This window comes from Nostoc parmelioides FACHB-3921 (assembly GCF_014696625.1).
Lineage (GTDB): Bacteria > Cyanobacteriota > Cyanobacteriia > Cyanobacteriales > Nostocaceae > Trichormus > Trichormus parmelioides.
The window spans coordinates 1-20,199 of the sequence record NZ_JACJQL010000045.1; the positions used below are offsets into that span (position 1 = coordinate 1).

At 41.0% G+C, this 20,199-nt stretch carries 13 protein-coding genes; 3 read left to right on the forward strand and 10 right to left on the reverse strand.

The window, feature by feature from the left end; all coding sequences use genetic code 11:
• Positions 1-85 precede the first annotated feature (85 nt).
• The 6 genes from H6G14_RS23140 to H6G14_RS23165 form a co-directional block, all read right to left on the reverse strand.
• The gene (locus H6G14_RS23140) at positions 86-250 is read right to left on the reverse strand and encodes a hypothetical protein (protein WP_190570019.1); all 165 of its coding nucleotides are present in this window, start codon (positions 248-250) and stop codon (positions 86-88) included.
• Positions 251-372: 122 nt separating this feature from the next.
• The gene (locus H6G14_RS23145) at positions 373-2,826 is read right to left on the reverse strand and encodes a two-partner secretion domain-containing protein (RefSeq protein ID WP_190570021.1); all 2,454 of its coding nucleotides are present in this window, start codon (positions 2,824-2,826) and stop codon (positions 373-375) included.
• A 65-nt stretch (positions 2,827-2,891) separates the two neighbouring features.
• Positions 2,892-5,408, reverse strand: a complete 2,517-nt coding sequence (locus H6G14_RS23150) for a beta strand repeat-containing protein (RefSeq protein WP_190570023.1) — start codon at positions 5,406-5,408, stop codon at positions 2,892-2,894.
• A 63-nt stretch (positions 5,409-5,471) separates the two neighbouring features.
• Positions 5,472-8,216, reverse strand: coding sequence for a two-partner secretion domain-containing protein (locus tag H6G14_RS23155; RefSeq protein ID WP_190570025.1), 2,745 nt, complete (start codon positions 8,214-8,216; stop codon positions 5,472-5,474).
• Between the two features lie 86 nt (positions 8,217-8,302).
• On the reverse strand, positions 8,303-10,759 hold the full coding sequence (locus tag H6G14_RS23160; RefSeq protein WP_190570027.1) for a two-partner secretion domain-containing protein: 2,457 nt from the start codon (positions 10,757-10,759) through the stop codon (positions 8,303-8,305).
• A 53-nt stretch (positions 10,760-10,812) separates the two neighbouring features.
• On the reverse strand, positions 10,813-12,579 hold the full coding sequence (locus H6G14_RS23165; protein WP_190570029.1) for a ShlB/FhaC/HecB family hemolysin secretion/activation protein: 1,767 nt from the start codon (positions 12,577-12,579) through the stop codon (positions 10,813-10,815).
• Positions 12,580-12,777: 198 nt separating this feature from the next.
• On the opposite strand from H6G14_RS23165, the gene H6G14_RS23170 reads away from it, so the two are divergent.
• Positions 12,778-13,815 carry an alcohol dehydrogenase catalytic domain-containing protein gene (locus H6G14_RS23170; RefSeq protein WP_190570031.1) on the forward strand — a complete coding sequence of 346 codons (1,038 nt, stop codon included), beginning with the start codon at positions 12,778-12,780 and terminating at the stop codon, positions 13,813-13,815.
• Positions 13,816-13,854: 39 nt separating this feature from the next.
• Here H6G14_RS23170 and H6G14_RS23175 read toward each other — a convergent pair whose 3' ends face one another.
• From H6G14_RS23175 to H6G14_RS23185, 4 genes are read right to left on the reverse strand one after another with little or no spacing between them, the layout of a single operon-like run.
• Positions 13,855-14,844 (reverse strand): glycosyltransferase family 2 protein, encoded by a 990-nt coding sequence (locus H6G14_RS23175; protein ID WP_190570032.1) that lies wholly within the window; start codon positions 14,842-14,844, stop codon positions 13,855-13,857.
• 12 nt (positions 14,845-14,856) lie between these two features.
• Entirely contained in the window at positions 14,857-15,519 is a 663-nt protein-coding gene (locus tag H6G14_RS23180) for a TVP38/TMEM64 family protein (RefSeq protein ID WP_190570035.1), read from the reverse strand.
• Between the two features lie 20 nt (positions 15,520-15,539).
• The gene (locus H6G14_RS34070) at positions 15,540-15,662 is read right to left on the reverse strand and encodes a hypothetical protein (protein WP_277884325.1); all 123 of its coding nucleotides are present in this window, start codon (positions 15,660-15,662) and stop codon (positions 15,540-15,542) included.
• Positions 15,663-15,684: 22 nt separating this feature from the next.
• Positions 15,685-17,649 carry an ArnT family glycosyltransferase gene (locus H6G14_RS23185; RefSeq protein WP_190570037.1) on the reverse strand — a complete coding sequence of 655 codons (1,965 nt, stop codon included), beginning with the start codon at positions 17,647-17,649 and terminating at the stop codon, positions 15,685-15,687.
• Positions 17,650-17,889: 240 nt separating this feature from the next.
• Between H6G14_RS23185 and H6G14_RS23190 the strand changes: the two genes are divergently transcribed.
• Both H6G14_RS23190 and H6G14_RS23195 read left to right on the forward strand, forming a co-directional pair.
• Positions 17,890-19,446, forward strand: coding sequence for a glycosyltransferase family 39 protein (locus H6G14_RS23190; protein WP_190570039.1), 1,557 nt, complete (start codon positions 17,890-17,892; stop codon positions 19,444-19,446).
• 119 nt (positions 19,447-19,565) lie between these two features.
• Positions 19,566-20,177, forward strand: coding sequence for a hypothetical protein (locus H6G14_RS23195; protein ID WP_190570041.1), 612 nt, complete (start codon positions 19,566-19,568; stop codon positions 20,175-20,177).
• The last annotated feature ends 22 nt before the right edge of the window (positions 20,178-20,199 follow it).

Genomic DNA, 20,199 nt, shown 5'->3' on the forward strand with positions numbered 1-20,199 from the left:
ATCCTTAAACCGTGATTTTTACGTTCAGCAATGATAACTATCTTATCTCAGTTATATCTCCTATAATCCCTTCACAGTAAGCTTTTTATCTTTTGTAGACAAGTCTAATGGTGCTAGTAGTGCCATCTGATGTCACCTGGGCAAAGCAAGGTAAGCCAAATCCTAAGGCGTATAACCCTGTAGCTACCCTTGCCAGACTAGCATTCAACTTCTTGCTGGTAGCTTTGCACATCAATCTCACAGCGTTCATCCTTACATTGTATGCAATAGTATTAGGATGCCCACCGTTAATGTAACAGTAACATATATGACATTATTTTCAAACAAGTTAAGTAAGTCAGTGCAATCAAAACAATAATTATTTACGCCGACCTACTTACTACTCCCCGCAGCGACATTAGCGCAGGTTAAAGATGGTTGCATATACCTGGGTTGAGTAGCGATTAACTCCACTTTGCCATCAGGGCGACGATGCCAAGCAGTAGCATGGAGAAGCGCTGGTGGAGATTTTGATAGTTGGGCTTGTAAAGCTGGTGTTTTGCGGAATGCTGCAAGATTGCGGATATCAGACCATGTGCGATCGCTCCTCGTTTCCTGAGTAGGATTTTGCGGTATTCCACCTCGCCCTGTGGCGACAAAACTACTACCACTGGTATCTGCACAGCCACTAGCAATTTTTTGGGATGAATTGGTAAAATTTGTTGGCAATGCCACTAAACCCGAATTCGGATCTACACCGATGGTATTGACTTGTACTGTACCATTTACCCCAAACTCTGAACTGGCTGTAATATTATTTTCTGATGTCAGTTGCGAGGCATATTCTAAACCGATAATTCCCTGAGTGGTGATGTTAATATTACCACCTTGACCTCGAACAGCATTAGCCGTGATGTCGCTGTTTTCTAAGCCGACAATCGTGGGTGAATTAATGTTAATATTCCCGCCATTACCCGTAACGCCTGCTGTAGTCGTAATTTTACTGCGATCGCGCATTAAGAGCGAATCTTTTACTTGCAAGCTAATATCACCACCATTACCTGATTCTGTTTGCGCCTGAATTAAAGCTTGATTTTTTAATTGGATCTGATTGGCAATAATTTGCAGATTTCCTGCGTTCCCAGTACCTTGACTAGTAACACTGACTGTTCCACCATCTGTGAGCGTGAGTTTGGGTGTATGAATGTTCACATTACCCGCATTTGCCGTCAGTATATCTGGTAAGTTGAATAGCTGGCGTAACTGTGGACTTAAACGGATAGTAGAAGAGTTGATATTACTGTTATTGTTACTACTGCTGCCACTAATGGCGATCGCTTCGCTAGCCTTGACTTGCACATTGCCGCCATTACCGACAAGGAATGCAGATGAACCAATTGTTCCACCATTCAATATTTGCAGAGTCCCAGTATCTAATGTCAAATCTTGGGCATTGCCATCAGCGAATTTAGTGATACTAATATTGCTATACAGTCCAGAAGGATTTTCACCCATGACGGTGGTATTTTGATTGTGAATGATCACACGACCACTAGAACCACTACCAAATGTCACTGATGATAATGAAGCTCCGCCAGAAATTAGTAAATTATTCCCATTAATCAAGATATCACCAGTGGAACCTTTTCCATAGGTGCTAGTGGTAATAGCTGTCACTCCAATAGGATTCAGGGGTGAAAAACCTGATAACTCAATATCTGTTGCTTTAATCTGAAGATTGCCACTATTAGCAGTTCCGTAAGTTAAAGTATTAATTCCTGAACCTTCTTTGAGTGTTAAACGGGGAGTAATAATACTGATATTGGCACCAGATCCTGCTCCCAAGGCTTCTGAACGAATCCAACTGCGAATTTTCGCATCGGGTGTAGTACCAATAAGTGCGATCGCCTCCGATGCTTGCACATTAATATTTCCACTGGGAAGAGTGCCGTAATTCTGGGAGAAAATTAACGAACCATCAGTAAATTCTATATTTCTTCCCTGGATCTGGACTGCGCCTGAGTTAAACCCACTTACATCTAATAGTGACTTTTGTGCTAGTTGAATATCAGCAAAGCTTTGTCCCTGCTCATACTGCAATTGATAACCCTGAGTAGTCGTTACTAAACTAACTAATCCTGCGCCTCCCAGACTCCCTAATTCTATGTGACCCGTTGCTGCACTCAGGGTAGCACCATCCAAAGTGATATTTCCACCCACCAATGCTAAGGTTTTTCCTGACTGTACTTGTAGTTTGGTTAGGCTAGGATTGCGAATTATAGGAGAAAAAGTATTGTTGGTATTGAGGCTATGTCCTGTCCCTTGGACTTGTATCGATGCAGGATAATTACCCATTTGCAAGCCGATGGGTACAGTCATTGTTAATAGGGGTTTAGCGGTGGGATTTACCGCACTAAATTCTGCTCCCTCGACAAATCTAATGCTATTGGCTGTTGTTGCTACAAATGAACCACCAATATTTAAGCTAGCATCTTTCCCAAAAATAATCCCAGATGGGTTGAGTAAGAATAAGTTGGCGCTACCCTTGGCATTAATGGCACCATCTATATGAGAAATATTACCCCCAGTCACTCGACTAAAAATATTTTGGATGTCTGCGTCATTATTAAAGGCCACGGAACCATTGCTAGGAACAGAAAATTGGCTGAAACTATGAAATAAATTATTACCAACACGGCTACCATTAGTAATGGTGTAATTATTACTACCACTCACATCAGTGTCGAGAGTTCCATCAGGAGTTACCTGAGCATGAACATCACTATGGTAAATAGCAAACATCAAAATTACACCTATTAAGCCCAAACTAGCAAAAGTTAATTTCATGAATCTATTTCTTGTGTTCTATTCCATATTTATCTTTCCCAAGACAATAAATTGTTTAACGGTAGTTAATTTTCAACTGCGGCTGCACAGGTTAAGGCTTGTGACATCTGCGAAGAAGATCTAGCGACAATTAATTCAATTTTGCCTTGAGGGTTACGTCGCCAGCTAGTTGCTTGGACAAGTGTTTTAGGTAATTCTGGTATTTGCACTTGTGTTGGTTTCGTTGTGTGGAATGCAGAGATATCGCGGATGTCTGACCAAGTGCGATCGCTCCTCACTTCCTGCATGGGATTTTGTGGTATTCCACCTCTACCAGTAGCGACAAAACTACTACCACTAGTATCTGCACATCCTGTAGCAATTTGCTGTGACGGGTCAGTAATATTTGCAGGTAGTTCAACTAAACCAGAGTTGGGGTCAACACCAACATGATTGATTTGTACTGTACCGTTAACACCAAATTGAGAACTGGCTGTAATGTCATTTTCTGGAGTAAGTTGGGGGCGAAACTTCAGTCCAAACATACCTTGAGTTGTGATTTGAATGTTACCACCGCGACCTGTGACTGCGTTAGCCATAACGTCACTGTTGTTAAATCCGACGATAACTGGCGAATTAATCATAATATTGCCGCCATCTCCTGAACCTAAAGCAGTTCCTATAATCAAGCTCTGATCTCGAAGAATGAGCGCGTTTGTGTGGATATTCATATCACCACCTTGTCCTGAAGCTGTAAAACTCGCTAAAAAGCCCTTATTTAACTCCACCATTTCCGTATTAATGTTCAGTGCGCCTGCATTCCCAATCCCATAGTTACCAGTATTAATTCTGGCTTCGTCGCTAATTTTAAGGATAGGAGTATTAACACTCACCTGTCCCGAAGAACCTCTAGGAATTTCGCTCAAATTTAATAATTGGGTATAATAATCAGCGCTCAAAAAGCTAACAGTTGAAGAAATATTACTACCATAGGTAATATTTGGCGATCGTCCACTTAAATTAATTGATTCCGTCGCATTCACAGTCAAATCACCAGCATTACCTACCCCAAGACTCGCAGTTGTTACACTACCACTTTCCTTGATTGTGAGTGTGCGAGTATTCAGTCTCAGTTTCCCAGCATTACCACCATGACCAATAGTCGTATTAGCAATGACGCTAGCAATACTTATGGGAGTTGCGCCAATGACGTTAATGCTATCGGCATCAATTGTAACTGCACCACTCGTACCCAGTCCAAAGGTTGTAGAACCGAGATAAGCACCATCTAACACAGATAAATTCTGTGTTGTGACTTTCACATCACCAGCCTTTCCTGTGGAGGATGTGAGTGTTCCGATTGCTGCATAAGCTGAAGGGTCGCTAGAAATGTAACCATTAACATTCAAATTAGAGGTTATGATGTTGATATAACCACTATCGGCAGATCTATAATTACGGTTACCCACTACCGCACCGTTGCTAACGCTTAAATTTGGTGTGATAACGCTAATATTACCACTCCTACCACTGTTGACGGTCTCGTTGATAATACTGCTACGAATTTTCAGATCAGTGGTTGCACCAGACAATTTCAGAGTATCAGAGGCGAAAACATAAATATCTCCAGCTTTTTGAATTCCTCGGTTTTGCACCCATAATACAGAGCCATCTGTAAGGCTAACTGTGCGACCTTGTACTTGAATAGAACCTGCATTAATACCATTGACGTTTACCAGCGATCGCCCTGCAAGATTAATATCACCAAATGTAGAAATGTTTTGATAATCCAGGTTAAATCCTTGACCAACTTTATTGAGTGTAACTTCACCTTCAACTACACCACCGAGTTCAACTCGTCCCTGGGGAGCAAGCAAAATCCCACCATTCAGGTCAATAGAAGAACCCAAAAGCGCTAATGTCTGTCCCGGTGTCACAGCCAAATTAGCCTCTAATACCGTAGGAGCATAGGGAGTAATCAGTGGATTTTGAGAAGTGAGATGATGTCCAGTTCCTTGTAAGGCAATCTTTCCCGTGTTTTGACCAAACTGTAAGCCAATGGGTACACTCATAGTGAACAATGGCAATTGACTGAGCTTGGTTGCACTAAACTCTCTACCATCAGCAAATTGAATACTATTGGCGGTCGTCGCTACAAAGGAACCACCCAAATTTAAGCGAGCATCAGCACCAAATATTATCCCGGCGGGGTTGAGCAAAAATAGATTCACGCCACTATTAGTTTTGATGGAACCATGAATATAAGAAACATCACCACCAGTCACCCGACTAAAAATGTTGTGGATACCAGAAGGACTGCTGAAGTTAGCAGAACCGTTGTTGGGAATAGAAAATTTACTGAAGCTATGAAATAAATTACTACCTTCAATACTGCCATTGATAATCTGGAAATTATCACCTTGGCTCTCGACATGAGTGAGAGTAGTACCATCGGATATCACCTGAGCTAAGACTGGTGACGATATACCTGAAATCAAAAATCCAGGTGTCAGTGCTGTTAACAATAATCGACACCCCAGATTTAATAGTTTGTAATTACTTTTTCTTGCTAAGACATGATTAAACTCGTCAAATATCTCCATTGCTAATACATGATTAAATTCATTAAATTTAGAGTTCCCGTAAAGGTATGAAAGATAACATAATTAAATTTGATTAACAGCAGTACAGGTTAGTGATGCTTGCATCTGATGAGAATAGTTATTGGCAATCAGTTCAACTTTCCCCTGGGCGTTACGTCGCCAAGAAGTAGCCGAGACAAGCGTTTTTGGTGATTGTGATGTTTGGGCTGGTGCTGGTTGTATTTTGTGGAATGCAGATATATTGCGGATGTCTGACCAAGGGCGATCGCTCCTTATCTCCTGTGTGGGATTTTGCGGTATTCCACCCCGTCCTGTAGCGACAAAACTACTACCACTAGTATCTGTACATCCACTAGCTATTTGTTTGGATGGATCGGTGACATTGGCAGGTAATTCTACTAAACCTGCATTAGGAGCAACACCAACTGTATTGACTTGCACCGTACCACTTAGCCCAAACTGGGAACTGGCAGTAATATCACTATCGGGTGTGGGTTGGTCTCCGAACTGCAACCCTAAAAGGCCTTGAGTGGTAATTTGAATGTTACCACCTTGTCCTAAAACGGCATTAGCAGCAATATCACTGTTTTCTGCGGGGACAGCAATAATTGACTCTGCACTAATGTTAATATTGCCCCCTGTGGAAGTACCACGAGCATTGGTGACAATACTACTACCATTTCTGAGGAGAACAAAGTCACTGGCATTGAGTCGGATGTTACCGCGACTACCTCCATTCACTTCGGCTCGTAAGCTACCGCCATTATCTAAAAATATCTGGCTAGCATTAATATTTAAGTTACCTGCATCCCCAGAACCAAGATTGCTCACGGTAATTTCTGCCCCATCCCGCACACTCAATTGGCTAGCATTAATATTAACTGACCGAGCAGTAAAGTTATTGGCTGCGGATGCTGTGATACTACTAGGCAATATGCGACCATCGCGTAAAGGTTCAGAAAAACCCTGCACATCAATATCATTAACCCGTAAATTCACACTACCAGCAGATCCTTGACCTAAGCTAGATGAAGTGATCTGACCTCCTTGGAACACGCGTAGGCGTTCAGCTTGTAGACTAATATTGCCACCATTACCAACCGCATTTTTATTCACTGCCACAGTAATACCACTAACTGTATTACTAAAACTATCGAGCTTTGGTTTACTGACTTCTACATTTTGAGCTTGAATCGCTATATTCCCAGCATTGCCAGTACCTGATAGCTCACTAGCGATCGCTCCACCATCTGTGACGCGCAAATTTCCTGTGTTAATAGTAATATTGCCAGCTTCACCTTGAGCAAAAGCTTGAATTGAACTTGTGATAGCACCAGTTAATCCCCCAGCCGTAGTTCCATTAATTTCTAGAGACTCCCTAGCTTGAATAAAGATATCTCCAGAATTACCAACAGTGATTGAGTCTAAACCAGCAAATGGGAAACCTATTATACTGGCACTAATACGTCCACCGTTCAGCAGACGAACTTGATTAGCTTCAATGGTGATAGTGCCACTATTATTTCTTTTGCCACTATTAACTAAGGTGGTAATAGCACTAGGTCTAAAATTAGCAACTCCAGTAAAAGGATTGGGAAATGGGTTATACCCACTCACTTCCACATCCTTAGCAAGAACGGTAATGTTGCCTGTAGTAGTATCGTTGATGGGAGCAGCTGTGAAAGTTGAGGAATCGAAGGCAAAACCATTGTTGATAGATTGCAACCATGCTCCATTCTGAATCCGTAAACTTTCTGTCTCGATGGTAATATCTCCCGCCTTGGCACCACTTCCAGATACAGTAGTGAATAATCCAGGGGTGTCATAATTTTGTGGATCTGACACCCCTAACAAATCAATAAATTCCGTGGTTTTAACGGTGATTCCTTGTCCTTGCCCAAATGCTCCTGTAGCCGAAGTAATCCCCGAACCTTCCTTTAATGTTAAACCGCGGCCACGGATATTAATAGCTCCCCCATTTACTCCACTGGTATCGATATATGAGGCTTGTCTGAGGGAAATTAGTCCCCAGTCGGCTGTTGCAGGGCTAATTAGTTGCAATCCTGTTTGATTATTCAATCCCACCTCTGCATTCCGCAATGCCCATAATTCCACTCTGCCATCGGGATTATTAATGCTGCTTTGATTCATATCAATTTCACTACCCACTAAGGCCACTGTTTGAGCCTGAAAATTTTGTGGGGTGCGAGCTAAGAAATTGAATGCTGGTGTGCCTTGGGTACGAATTGTGCCAGCATTACTGCCTAATTGTAGCCCTACAGGCACACTCATGGTTAATAAGGGTGGTGTGGTAGTTTGGGTAGCATCAAACTTAAAGCCGTCAGCGAATCTAATACTGTCGGCAGTAGTAGCCACAAATGACCCGCTTATATTGAGACTGGCTTGAGATCCAAAAACTATCCCACTAGGATTGAGAAGAAACAGACTAACAGCGTTGCTGCCTGCTGGAATAATTTGAATTTTGCCATCAATATGAGAAATGTTACCACCAGTAACTCGACTAAATATAGTGGTAATATTTGTTGTATTGGTTAAGTCAAATTTTGCTAAACCATTGGTAAGAATGGAAAATTGACTAAAACTGTGAAATAAATTACTGCCTGCTTGACTACCATGAGTAATGGTAAATTGATTCCCATCTTGGGTGACATTGGTCTGGAAGCTGCCATCTGGAGCGATTTGAGCGCTAGCACAACCATTCCACAGCAAGATGAATACCGATGGTAATAGCATGATTCCTGTTGAGATTCGAGTCACAAAATCTAAGCAAACAGATAGTTGTTTCATTACATAGTCTCTATTTATACCCAGTTTATTATTCCCAGGCTCCTGTAATTTTGAACATTTGTGATGAGAAAATATGCGTAAGCAAATTACCTTTGAGAAATAGCAGTACAGTTTAATGGTAATGGGTTGGATGTGATAGATGAGATGGCAACTAGTTCCACTTTACCTTGAGCATGACGATGCCAACCAGTTGCTTGCACAAGAGTTTGTGGAGATTTTGGTATTAGTGCTTGTGCTGGTTGTTTGGCGTGGAACGCAGAGATATCGCGGATGTCTGACCAAGAGCGATCGCTCCTCACTTCCTGATTGGGATTTTGCGGTATTCCACCTCTTCCTGTTGCAACAAAACTGCTACCACTATTGTCAGTACAACCACTGGCTATTTGCTGAGATGAATCAGCGAGATTTGCGGCTAGTTCCACTAAAGCGGAATTGGGATCAACACCAATATTATTGATTTCCACTTGACCATTGACGTTAAACTCAGAACTGGCTGTGATGTCGTTTGTAGAGTCGGTTCTGGGAGAAAGGGTATTGCGGAACTCTAAACCAATTATCCCTTGGGTGATGATATTGATATTGCCACCACGGCCTTGGGAAGCGTTGGCAATAATATCACTGTTGCCCCTGCCTAAAATGATTGCAGAATCAATGGTGATATTACCACTATTTCCTTTGCCCCCAGAGGTGGCGGAAATAAAGCTGTCTTGCTGGAGTGTGAGGTTTTGTGTCTGGAGGTTGATATTTCCGCCTTCACCTGCTTTAGTCAGGGCTGCAATACTACCATTGTTAAATAGTTGGATATTGTTAGCACGGATTTTGAGAACTCCTGCATTTTCTAATCCATCGTTCCTGACAGAAACTTGCCCTTGGTTACTAATTCTGAGATTTTTAGTATCAATTGTGACGCTTCCTGCATTGCCACTGGGAACATCAGGGAGACGAAAATTGGCTCTAGTGACGGCGGGGAGAATGTCAATAGAAGAGTCTATCACACTCAAAGCATCAGAAATATCAATGGATTCTGTGGTATTGACGACAACACTACCAGCATTTCCTTGAGCAAAACCACCTGTAGTCACCCGTCCGCGATCGCGCAGTCGCAATTGACTGGCATTGACAACCACTGAACCGGAGTTACCTCTACTAAAACTCACAGAACCAATGGAAGATGCACTTTGAGTAAGTGGGTTAACACCAGCGATGCTAATGGTATCGGCTACATCCACCATTAAATTGCCGCCATTACCTAGACCCAAAGAAGAAGAATTAATATTACCGCCTGATAAAAGCGTGATTTGATTGGCTTTGACTTGGATATCACCTGCATTTCCAGAGCCAAATACTAAAGTCCCAATAATACTACTACCATTAACGTTTTCTGCAACTTCCCTTAATTGAATATGATTAGTGACATTGATGTCAATTTTACCTGTAATACCAGTGCTGAAACTGCGGGAGAGAATACCCGCACTACCTATAATTTGAATATCAGCCGCCTTTATCTGAATATTTCCCGCGTTACCATTACTGAGTGTTTGATTTTCTAAACCACTGCGGACTTGCCTATTTGCTGATAGACCAATCAGTGATAGTAATCCAGAGGCATTGACTTGAATGTCACCAGCAGTATTACTACCTCTATTTTGAATCAGTGCTAGAGAGCCATTGGCTAGGGAAATATTTCGACCTGTGAGGGTAATTGCACCGCCACTACTAGCATCGAGCAAAGCTGCTTGACTAAGATTGATATCACCAAATACTGAAATCTGCTCATAATTAAATTTCCAACCTTGGGGTGTAGTTTGCATCCCCACAACTGCCGATGTGTTATTTTGTCCAATGCTTCCCAAGGTAATTGATCCCTGTGGCGCGGTGAGTATACCCCCTGGAATGATGATGTCTCCTCCAATGAGTGCCAAGGTTGCTGGAGTTCCTACTTGTAAACCCCCAGTAGGTGATGATGACCGATAAAATCCAAATACGAGATTACTGGATGTGAGATTGTTTCCTGTTCCCTGTACCTGGATTTCTCTGGGATTTGAGCCAAACTGCAAGCCTATAGGGACATTAATACTCAAAAGATTTGAATCGTTGGGACTGGTAAGACTAAATTCTTTACCATCACTGAATTTGATGCTGTTGGCAGTTGTGCCGACAAATGAACCACCAATATTTAAGCTGGCACTTTGCCCAAAAATAATCCCTGCGGGGTTAAGTAAGAAGAAGTTGGCATTCCCATTAGCTTGAATTAAACCATCAATATGGGAAATATGGCCGCCAGTTACACGACTAAATATATTTTGGATTTCTGCGACATTATTAAAAACTGCCGAGCCATTGCTGGGAATAGAAAATTGGCTAAAGCTATGAAATAAATTATTGCCGACACGGCTACCTTCAGTGATTCTGTAATGATTACTGCCAGTCACAGCAGTTTTGAGAGATCCATCAGGAATTACCTGAGCGTGAACATCAGTGTTGTCAATAGCAGATGTCAGAATTGCGCCGATGAAGACCAAGCCAACAATAGTTAATTTCATCAACTTATCTGTAATTTTTCCTCAAGATGTGGATTTCACGCAAAGGCAGGTGATTAAAACGGCGAATACTGTAATGAAAAGTACAAACCATTTTCTTGCAGACTGCGCTTTTCACCATCTACAGATGTTAGAGGAATACCCCAATCTAGCCTGGCTGAGAAAGTATCCCCTTGTTTCCAAAGTAGTCCTAACCCAGTACCCACAAAGGTACTTGGTGATGGATTATTACTTTGGGTATTCCAGCCTGTACCTACGTCAATAAATGGTGTTAGTTGTAGCACACCTCCCAATTTGGCAGCACGGAAAATTGGTAACCTCAATTCTCCAGACAACAATAAACCATTATCTGTAAGTAATGTATCTTGGCGATAACCCCGGACACTTTGCTGACCACCAAGACCAAATTGTTCCAAGGGTACTAGGGAGGTTGAGGCTAGTTGGATATCGCCTCTGGCTAAAAATAGAGTGTCTGGTGCTAACTGTCTCACCCACTGCGCCTGTCCCCGCCAGGCAAAAAAGCGGCTATCTGGTTCATCCTGATTCACATTAGCATCGAACCAATTTACGCCCAAGCTAAATTGCGATCGCGCTGCAAAAACTTGCTCATTACTGCGTTGGGTGTACTCCTGGGTAAAGCGGAAGGCAGAAATCTTAGTTCTTCCTTCTGCATCTGCACCAGGTGATAAAGGAAACCCACCAATATTATCCAGCCCTAATTCAGTTTGGCTTTCTTGGCGCGAGAAGGATAGCCCCACGGCTAATTCCTGGGTTGGCTTTTGGATTAGTGGTTGTCGATAACCGAATTCATAAGAGGTCGTATTTGATTGAATATCTAGGACGCTGAATGGGTCTTCAATTACACGATTCCATCCCTGGTTAAAACCGAAGGATACAGTACCATTGTGAGCATTAATTGGCAGTTGGTAATTTAAATTAATGGCATTACTGCCATCTGTATTGTTATACCCTACGCTAAGAGTGTCGCCTAAACCTAGTAAATTTCCCTCTTGCAGATTTATCCCCCGGCGAAAACTACCCACACTTGGCGATCGCCCATTATCTAAAGTTGCTGTCAATGAGGAGGTATCGGCTTCTTGTACCTCAACTTGCAAGATGTTAGTTCCGGGTTCTACACCCATTTGCAACTCGGCGGACAAATTTTGAATACGCGGATCGAGGCGCAGTAGTTGCAGCTTTTCTATTAAGCGTGGTACGTTCAGGGGTTTACTAGCACCTAGTTGGATGCGATCGCGAATGTATTGACTACGCAGTCGCCGATTGCCGACAATTTTAATTTCCTGCAAACCGCCTTCTACTATCTGAATTTGAATCACTCCAGCTTCTACTGTCTGGGGTGTAATTACAGCCCCTGTCGTTACATAGCCGTTATCAGTGTAGAGTTTGGTGATAGCATCTCTAACTTGCAACAGTTCTGCAAATGATACTTCTCGACCCACATAGGCATCTGTAATAGAGGCAAATTTTTCTGGTGGGAAAACTTTACTACCAACAACTTCAATACGATCAACTCTAAATTTGGCATTAGTATCATTTTGTACTGGATTTTCCTGTTCTAGTAGATCCGTGGGAGCAGGCAATTGCTCTTGATCTGATGGTTTTTGTAATACTTCCGACGGTAAAGTCCTAGTAGGAATATCTTCTAAACGATCCTTTGGCAAGGAGCTAGGGTCAGGAGTTTGGGCGATCGCCTGATGATAATCGCACAACACTGCTCCTATCACAAAAGCATATTTTATAAATTTAAGTTTAATAATGAAATTTTCTGTATATTGAACTAATAATTCTGACTTGACATTCATATATTTAAATCCCGATACTTTGGCTTAACGGGTATGTTTAATTACAAATCATGTCTATATTTTTTACATTGAACATCAGAATAAATACTGCTTTTCTGCCAAGATAGTCCATGACAAAAGTGTGATTACTTTCACCTCTCACCGATGTCTACTTCTCCTGATACAATCATGGAAAACTAAGTTTTATGGGTTAAAGCTGTGTTAGCAGCCTTGCTTTATGGTCAGGAAGATTTACGCTTAGAACAAGTTGCTGACCCATCTCCAGATGTTGGAGAAGTGGTAATTAAAGTGGGAGCAGCAACAACTTGTGGCACAGATTTAAAAGTCTGGCGGCGTGGTGGTCATGCCAAGATGTTAAAATTGCCTACTTTATTTGGTCATGAAGCCGCCGGGGAAATTGTGGCAGTGGGTGCGGGTGTTACTGGTTGGCAAATAGGCGATCGCGTAGTTGCCAATAATTCTGCACCCTGCATGAAATGTTTTTTTTGTCAACGTCAAGAATATTCCCTATGTCCCAATTTGATTTGGAATAATGGCACATTTGCCGAATACTTAAAAATTCCCGCACTCATAGTACAGCATAATTTATTGCAGGTTCCTGATGAGTTGCCGTTACCATTAGCAGCTATGACTGAACCCTTAGCTTGCGTCCTGCATGGGGTAGCTCGTTCTCAGATAAAACCTCAAGATAGGGTTGTTGTCTTGGGGGATGGGGCAATTGGGTTAATGTTTGTGGCAGCTTTGGCTGATAAGGTTGAGGTATTATTGTGGGGTGGTAACGACCAACGGCTAGAAATTGGTCAAAAGTTGGGAGCGACGAAAACCTTTAATTATCATCAAAATCCAGATATTCCTGGTACGGTGAAAGACCTTACCCAAGGCTGGGGTGCAGATGTAGTGATTGAAGCCACTGGTGTACCCAGCGTTTGGGAAACAGCGATCGCCTGCGCTCGTCCTGGTGCTACTGTTAATTTATTTGGTGGTTGCCCACGAGATACAACAATTACAGTCAATACAGAACAACTGCACTACAGTGAACTGACGCTCAAAGGCGTTTTTCACAACACCCCTGAATATGTCCGCGCGGCGCTGGCTCTCATAGCTAGCCGTAAAATCCCTTTTGAATTATTAATCAGTGAACAGCGTCTATTAAAAGATTTAGAGCAAGTATTTAATGATATGAAAGCGCGGAAAGTAATTAAGGTGGCAATGGTTTGTAGTACCGTTAACTGTTGACGGTTGATTGTTGACTGTTGACTGTTGACTTGAAACCCTTTAATTTGATGAAGATGAGGAAGTATCTAATGATTGTTGCACCTCAGGATATTGCTGCTCAAAACCGCTAACTTCTGACAATGTATAAAGTGGTCTTTGTTTAACCTCTTCATAAATCCGCCCCACATACTCACCTAAAATACCAATACTGACAAGTTGTACTGCTCCCAAAAAGAAGATAGCTATAAGAATAATTGCGATTCCAGTTAGGGGGGAATGGGGTGTGAAAATCCGCCAGTACAAAACTAACAGACACATTAATAATGAGGCTATTGCTGCAAACAGTCCTAAATAAGTTGAAAGCCTTAATGGCACCTTAGAAAAGGAAACTATGCCATTAATTGCCAATGCGAAGGATTTACGAAATGTATATTTGACATCGCCGGCAAAACGCGGATCTCGTTCAAATTTAACGGCTGTTTGGTTAAAACCTACCCAAGAACGCAAGCCGCGAATGTAACGATTTCGCTCTGGCATGGCATTGAGTACATCGACAACTTGCCTATCTAATAAACAAAAGTCTCCCGTATCTGTAGGAATATCAACATCTGCCAACTGTTTGAGAATCCGATAAAAAGCGTAGGCGGTGAAGCGCTTAAACCAGCCTTCTTGGCGGCGTTTGATTCTTTGGGCATAAACTATATGATATCCTTGCCGCCATAGTTCCACCATTTCCGCGATCAATTCTGGTGGATCTTGTAAATCGGCATCGAGAATGACAACTACTTGTCCACGGGCAAAATTTAAACCTGCGGTGACGGCGATTTGATGACCAAAATTTCTGGCAAGACTTAAGTAGACAACACGCGGATCTTTTTGATGTAATTCTCGCATCATTTTTAGAGAGCGATCGCGGCTACCGTCATTAACTAAACACAATTCGACTGAACCATCCATCTGATCCATTACCTGGGAAATGCGGCGATACATTTCTGTGATGGTTTCTTCTTCGTTGTAAATTGGGACGATAAAAGAATATTTAGGTGGCATAGTTGAGATGTGTTAGGGTTTTTTACGAGTGGGAAAAGAGCGACGACGACGATACCAAGTGGAACCACCAACTAGCATTCCAATCAATGCCAAAGCACCAAATAATGGTAGAACTTCACCAGTACGGATGGCTTTTAAGCCAGAACTCCCCAAGAGGACAAACGGCAAAATTCCGGGTACTGTTCCCAAGGCTGTACCAATTAGATAATCCTTAAAGCTGATTGATGTCAAACCGGCAGCAAAATTTACTAATCCATAGGGTAGGATGGGCATCAGCCGGATAGCAAACATATAAAAAATGGCTCCTTGTCTAACTTCGGCATCGATAGCTTGCCAACGTCCAGCCAATCTTTGAGCCACAATTTCCCGTCCTACCGTCCGTGCAAAAATAAAGGCAGCGATCGCCGCAATAATTGCGCCTACACTTGTCCAGAATGTCCCCATCCAGGGGCCGAAAATCGCTCCACCAGTTAAATTCAATGCCGTTGATGGCAAAATCAAAATAGTCGCCACCACGTATACAGCTACATAAGTAACAGGGGCCCAAATTCCCGCAGCTTTTAACCAAGCTTGAATTAACTCTGGATTAATTCCCCCCAGAAGATATCCTGTAACTCCCGTGGCTATGAGACACACAGCCATCAATAAGGCGAAACTGGTTTTAGCATTCAGCATCAATTAAAACTCCTAGTTGTTCAACCTGACATCTGATGAGCGGAGTCCCGTTCGTCGATCTGTTTTTGACTAAGGAAGGCGATCGCTAATACCGTTTTGATTTTGAGAACATGAAAAATCTGCTGCATAAATTTTTGATTCATTCATTCGATAACATCACTACCTCTAGTCTTTCATTAACACAGTCACTGGTTTAGAAAATAGTTTTTTCGTATATTTTACATTTTTAAAAATCATTGACTCTACTGGCGGTTCTTCGTCTCTTCTCACGGCAATAATACCACAAGGTTGAAATTTATTATGTGGATACACTTGAGATTTCACAGCAGTAAAATTAGTAGGGTTTAAGATATGTGCAAACTTAATTACTCGCTGCTGTTGATTATTTAATAGAACCCAAAATGGATATTCCCAATAACGGGCAGAGGGAGTTTGTTCGGTTCCTAAGGAAAGTCCAATATTTTTACATTGTGTAGTTTTTACAAAATTAGTTGCCTCAAAATATGAATTGATCAGATGAGGTCGATTAGTAAAGTAAAGTTCGTTTCTGCTAGTATTAAAAATATTATTTTCTGCTGCTATAGGTCTAAATTTATTGATAAATACAAACTGCATGGATGTTACTAAAAGAATCGTTGCTAAGAATGTGACAAAATAACGATTCCAGACTTGACAGAAAACTAAGCCGACAAAAGCAGAGAACAGCACGAATAAAGAAAGATGATGACGACTTTGATATGGCTGCAATTTTAGCATCCAACATAACAGTAAAAAGCCAGCAACCAAAGATAAGACATAAGCTAGTAATTCTTTATTGCTCCTCAATCTTTTATGAAAGATAAATATGGCTATAGCTATTAAAATCAGTAGCAAATGTAAAGGATTACCCGCAACATTTTCATCAAAAGACAGCCCTGGTACACCATTGTAAGAGTTGGGGGGATGAGTTATTCGCGAGTCGGTCATATCCACCCCTAAAAAGCTATGAATTATAGTAATTATTTTAGTTAATTTACCTGTTAATGGTTCTATTATTTTTTGCAAACCTAAGTGTCTAACAATATCAGTATGCAAAGACAAATTACGAATGATATTAGAAATCCATGTAGGTAAGCTATATATTTCTATTCTGTATTCTTTGGAGTATTCTGCTGCTGATATAGGATTACCGTATAAATCAAAATTACGTAAATAATGCCCGATATTTAAAGTGAAGAAAATAGCAGCTACGATGGCTCCTGATTTCCACATTTTCCAGCGCATTGAGTTGACATACCAGATAAATAACCAAACCATGAAGGGAAAAGCAAAGATATAACCAGAACTCTTGGTATACACGGCCAATCCACAACTTGCACCAATACTTAAAACTAAGTGAGTGGGAGGATTTTTATGAGGTAAAGTCAACAAAACAAAATGAGCTAAACAAACGAGCCAAAAACAAACTGCATAATCGTTTTGAGTGCTAGAACTTTGCAAAATACCCATCGGGAGAGTAGCACAAAACACCGTAGCAAAAATCTGTCCTCGCTTATCTGCTCCTAATTGCTGGGCAATTAATGATACGCCGATGATGCTACCAATCATACTAAACACTTGTACTAAATTGGCAAAGCGATCGCCCCCACTCAGAATTTGCAGATGTAAAATCACCACCTCTGCAAAAGGTGGATGAACTAATTGGGCTGAGTAGTAAGTAGGATAATGAGCCAGACTACGGTTTTGTATCCAATGCACCACCCGCGCCATGTGATAAGTCATGGAATCCCAATTATTTGGCGGAGAGGCGATCGCAATTATAGTAATGGTGGCAATAATAAAAGCTACACCACCCAATAATACTAAGGATACGGGAGTGATGGAGGGAAGTTTTGGGGAAAACAGCGTACGCTTTCCTGTTTTAATAAGGCGGTAGTAAATCCATCCCAAAGCAAGATTAGTCAACAACCACAAAGCTAATACCCAAGCAAAGGTGATAATTCGCAAAAGGCTGAAAACTTCCGTAGAAATCGTGACTAGAACACCCCAGGAAACTGCTGCTGATAACACAGCACTACGCCAATCTCGCTCAGAATTGTGAAAAATCAGCCAAAGAGTCACTAAGGATAATAAGACTAGTCCAACCAGCATAATACAAACCTCACATATCTACCAAGCTAATACCTGTACTTCTAAAATTATGTAAAAATTCGGATATTTATAAATGAATTTTGTGTATATTTCAGTGAATACTTACGTATTGTTAAAAGAGCTAAATCCTTTCCTGAGAGTTTTTCATAGGCATACACACACTGATTAAACCATGCAACCGATGTTTGGAAAACAAATAGCTCACGAAGTAACCGCTTTTCTATCACAAGATCGCTAATCATGAAAAAATCAACAGTCTTTATATCTATACTCTTGTTAACTGTTGGAATATTATTTCGATTTGTCAATGTCGAGCAGAAACCATACTGGGGAGATGAGGTTGATAGTTTGAGTTGGATTTCTGGTCGAGCAGACTTTAAAGACCTGGCTTTTCGGGGACAAGAAATGAGTGTAAGAGAAGTCCTAAGCTATCAAAGTCCATACCCTGGTACTAATTTAATCGACACCTACCAAATAATCTATTATGAACACGCACCAATTTTCTATTTGTTGGCTCGATTGTGGATGGGATTTCAGAGTTCTGATTTAATGACTGCTAGAAGTTTAGCCGGAGTGATTAGTCTTTTAGTATTTCCTTGTATTTATTGGCTTTGTGTGGAATTATTCCAGTCATCCGTTGTTGGATGGATGGCAATGACGTTGGTAGCTGTTTCTCCGTTCCATTTACTATATGCTCAAGAAGCTAGACAATATACTCTCTGGATCTCCCTCATTTTGCTGACAAGTTTAACTTTGCTACGAGCAATGCGTTTTCAAACCATCTGGAGTTGGATACTTTATATTGTTACCTTAACTCTGATGCTTTATACTCATTTGCTTTCTGTGATAGTTATACTCACATATAGTATTTATATATTCCTTCAAGAAGGTTTCCGTTTAAGTAAAACATTAGTAGCTTATTTAATATCTTCTGTGATATCATTCTTGCTTTTTACACCTTGGTTATTAGTTGTTGCTGCCAATGTCAATTTCCATAAAGACCAGTCTCCAAGCTGGACTAAAGAACCTACTTCTGTAGTAGTTTTAATTAAGACTTGGATGCTAAATTTTAGTCGGCTTTTTTGGGATTTCAATCAAACTTTTGAATCCACGAATTTATTTTTTTATTTGTTAAATTTAAGTTTAATAATTTATGCTATATATCACCTCAAAGGTCATAGCCAACAACGAACCTGGCTATTTCTCGGTTTAATGATAATAATTCCTTTTATTTTATTAGCAACACCAGATATAATATTAGGAGGAAGACGATCTACTCCAATCCGTTATTTTATACCTGCTTGTTTAGCTATTGAAATTGTAGCGGCTTATTTGATATCTAGCAAAATCATCTTAGCTAAAAGTAAACAAGATTGGCGGCAGAAATTTTGGCAAATAACAACATTTACAATAATTGCAGTAGGAATATTATCTTGTGGATTAATCACTCACGAAAATACTTGGTGGAGTAAGCAAAGAGAATATTATCATTCTGAAGTCGCGGCAGTTGTCAATCAAGCTAAAAAACCTCTAGTTATAGCTAATTGGTTTGATATTCGCACTCTTGCTCATTCATTTTCTCCTCATGTAACTTTACAAGAAATACGTTTACTAAAAGATGTAAAGTCAGTTGGTAAAGATTTTAGTAATGTGTTTTTATATCAGAATCAGGGAAATCTAGAAAGATTGCTTGAAACACAAACTGATCTCCAAATTAAAGAAAAATATATCTGGTATCGACAAACATCACCAGTAAACAGTACGAGAACTATACTGTGGGAACTGGTAAGAAAATAGGATCTGATCAAAAATAAATTCAAACTTAATGAATAAATTATTCTACTAAATGGGAAAACTATATTGACTGTGTTGTTGACACACAGTAGAGAAATTCTCTCTTAGTTCCCAATAGGACAATGGTAAAAAAATTTCGGCTAAACTTTTTGATTTTGCCCTTTTCTCTAATTTCCTGGTTGTGTGTAGGAATATTGACTAACTCCCAAGCTGATGCGTTACCAGGACAAAGTACGGAAGAAGTGGGTACTTGGATTCAAGCCCATCCCACCCTCCGTCCCAGGGCTGGAGAAAAATTATTGATTCAGAAGAGTGATACAGCAGCCCAACGATTCACTTTTCAAGCATCCGTATTACCTCCTGGTAAAGTAGGATTCACCAAAGACCGGAGCGTAATTCGGACTGAACGCATTGCTATGTATGATGCTATTAACGGTATGAGCTTGCAGCGTTTACAAGAATCCTTGCGGGTGATTTATGGTTTAGATATTTATCAAGACTTTAAACGCGCCCAAGTGCTTTATGAATATCCCAACGAAAGCGCCATTAACTCAGCGCGGTTGGCGAAAACTCCTATCAGGGAAGCTTTGAAGGGAGAATTACGGGTAGGCGATCGCTACGCTTATTGGGTAGAAGTCGCCCAACCTAGAAACGGCAAGGCCTTCACCGGGCAAATGACTGTTTTACTCAAGAATGACTTAGACAAGTTAGAAGCAGAACTGCGAAATCGTTAGCTAGGATATGGCAGTGATATCT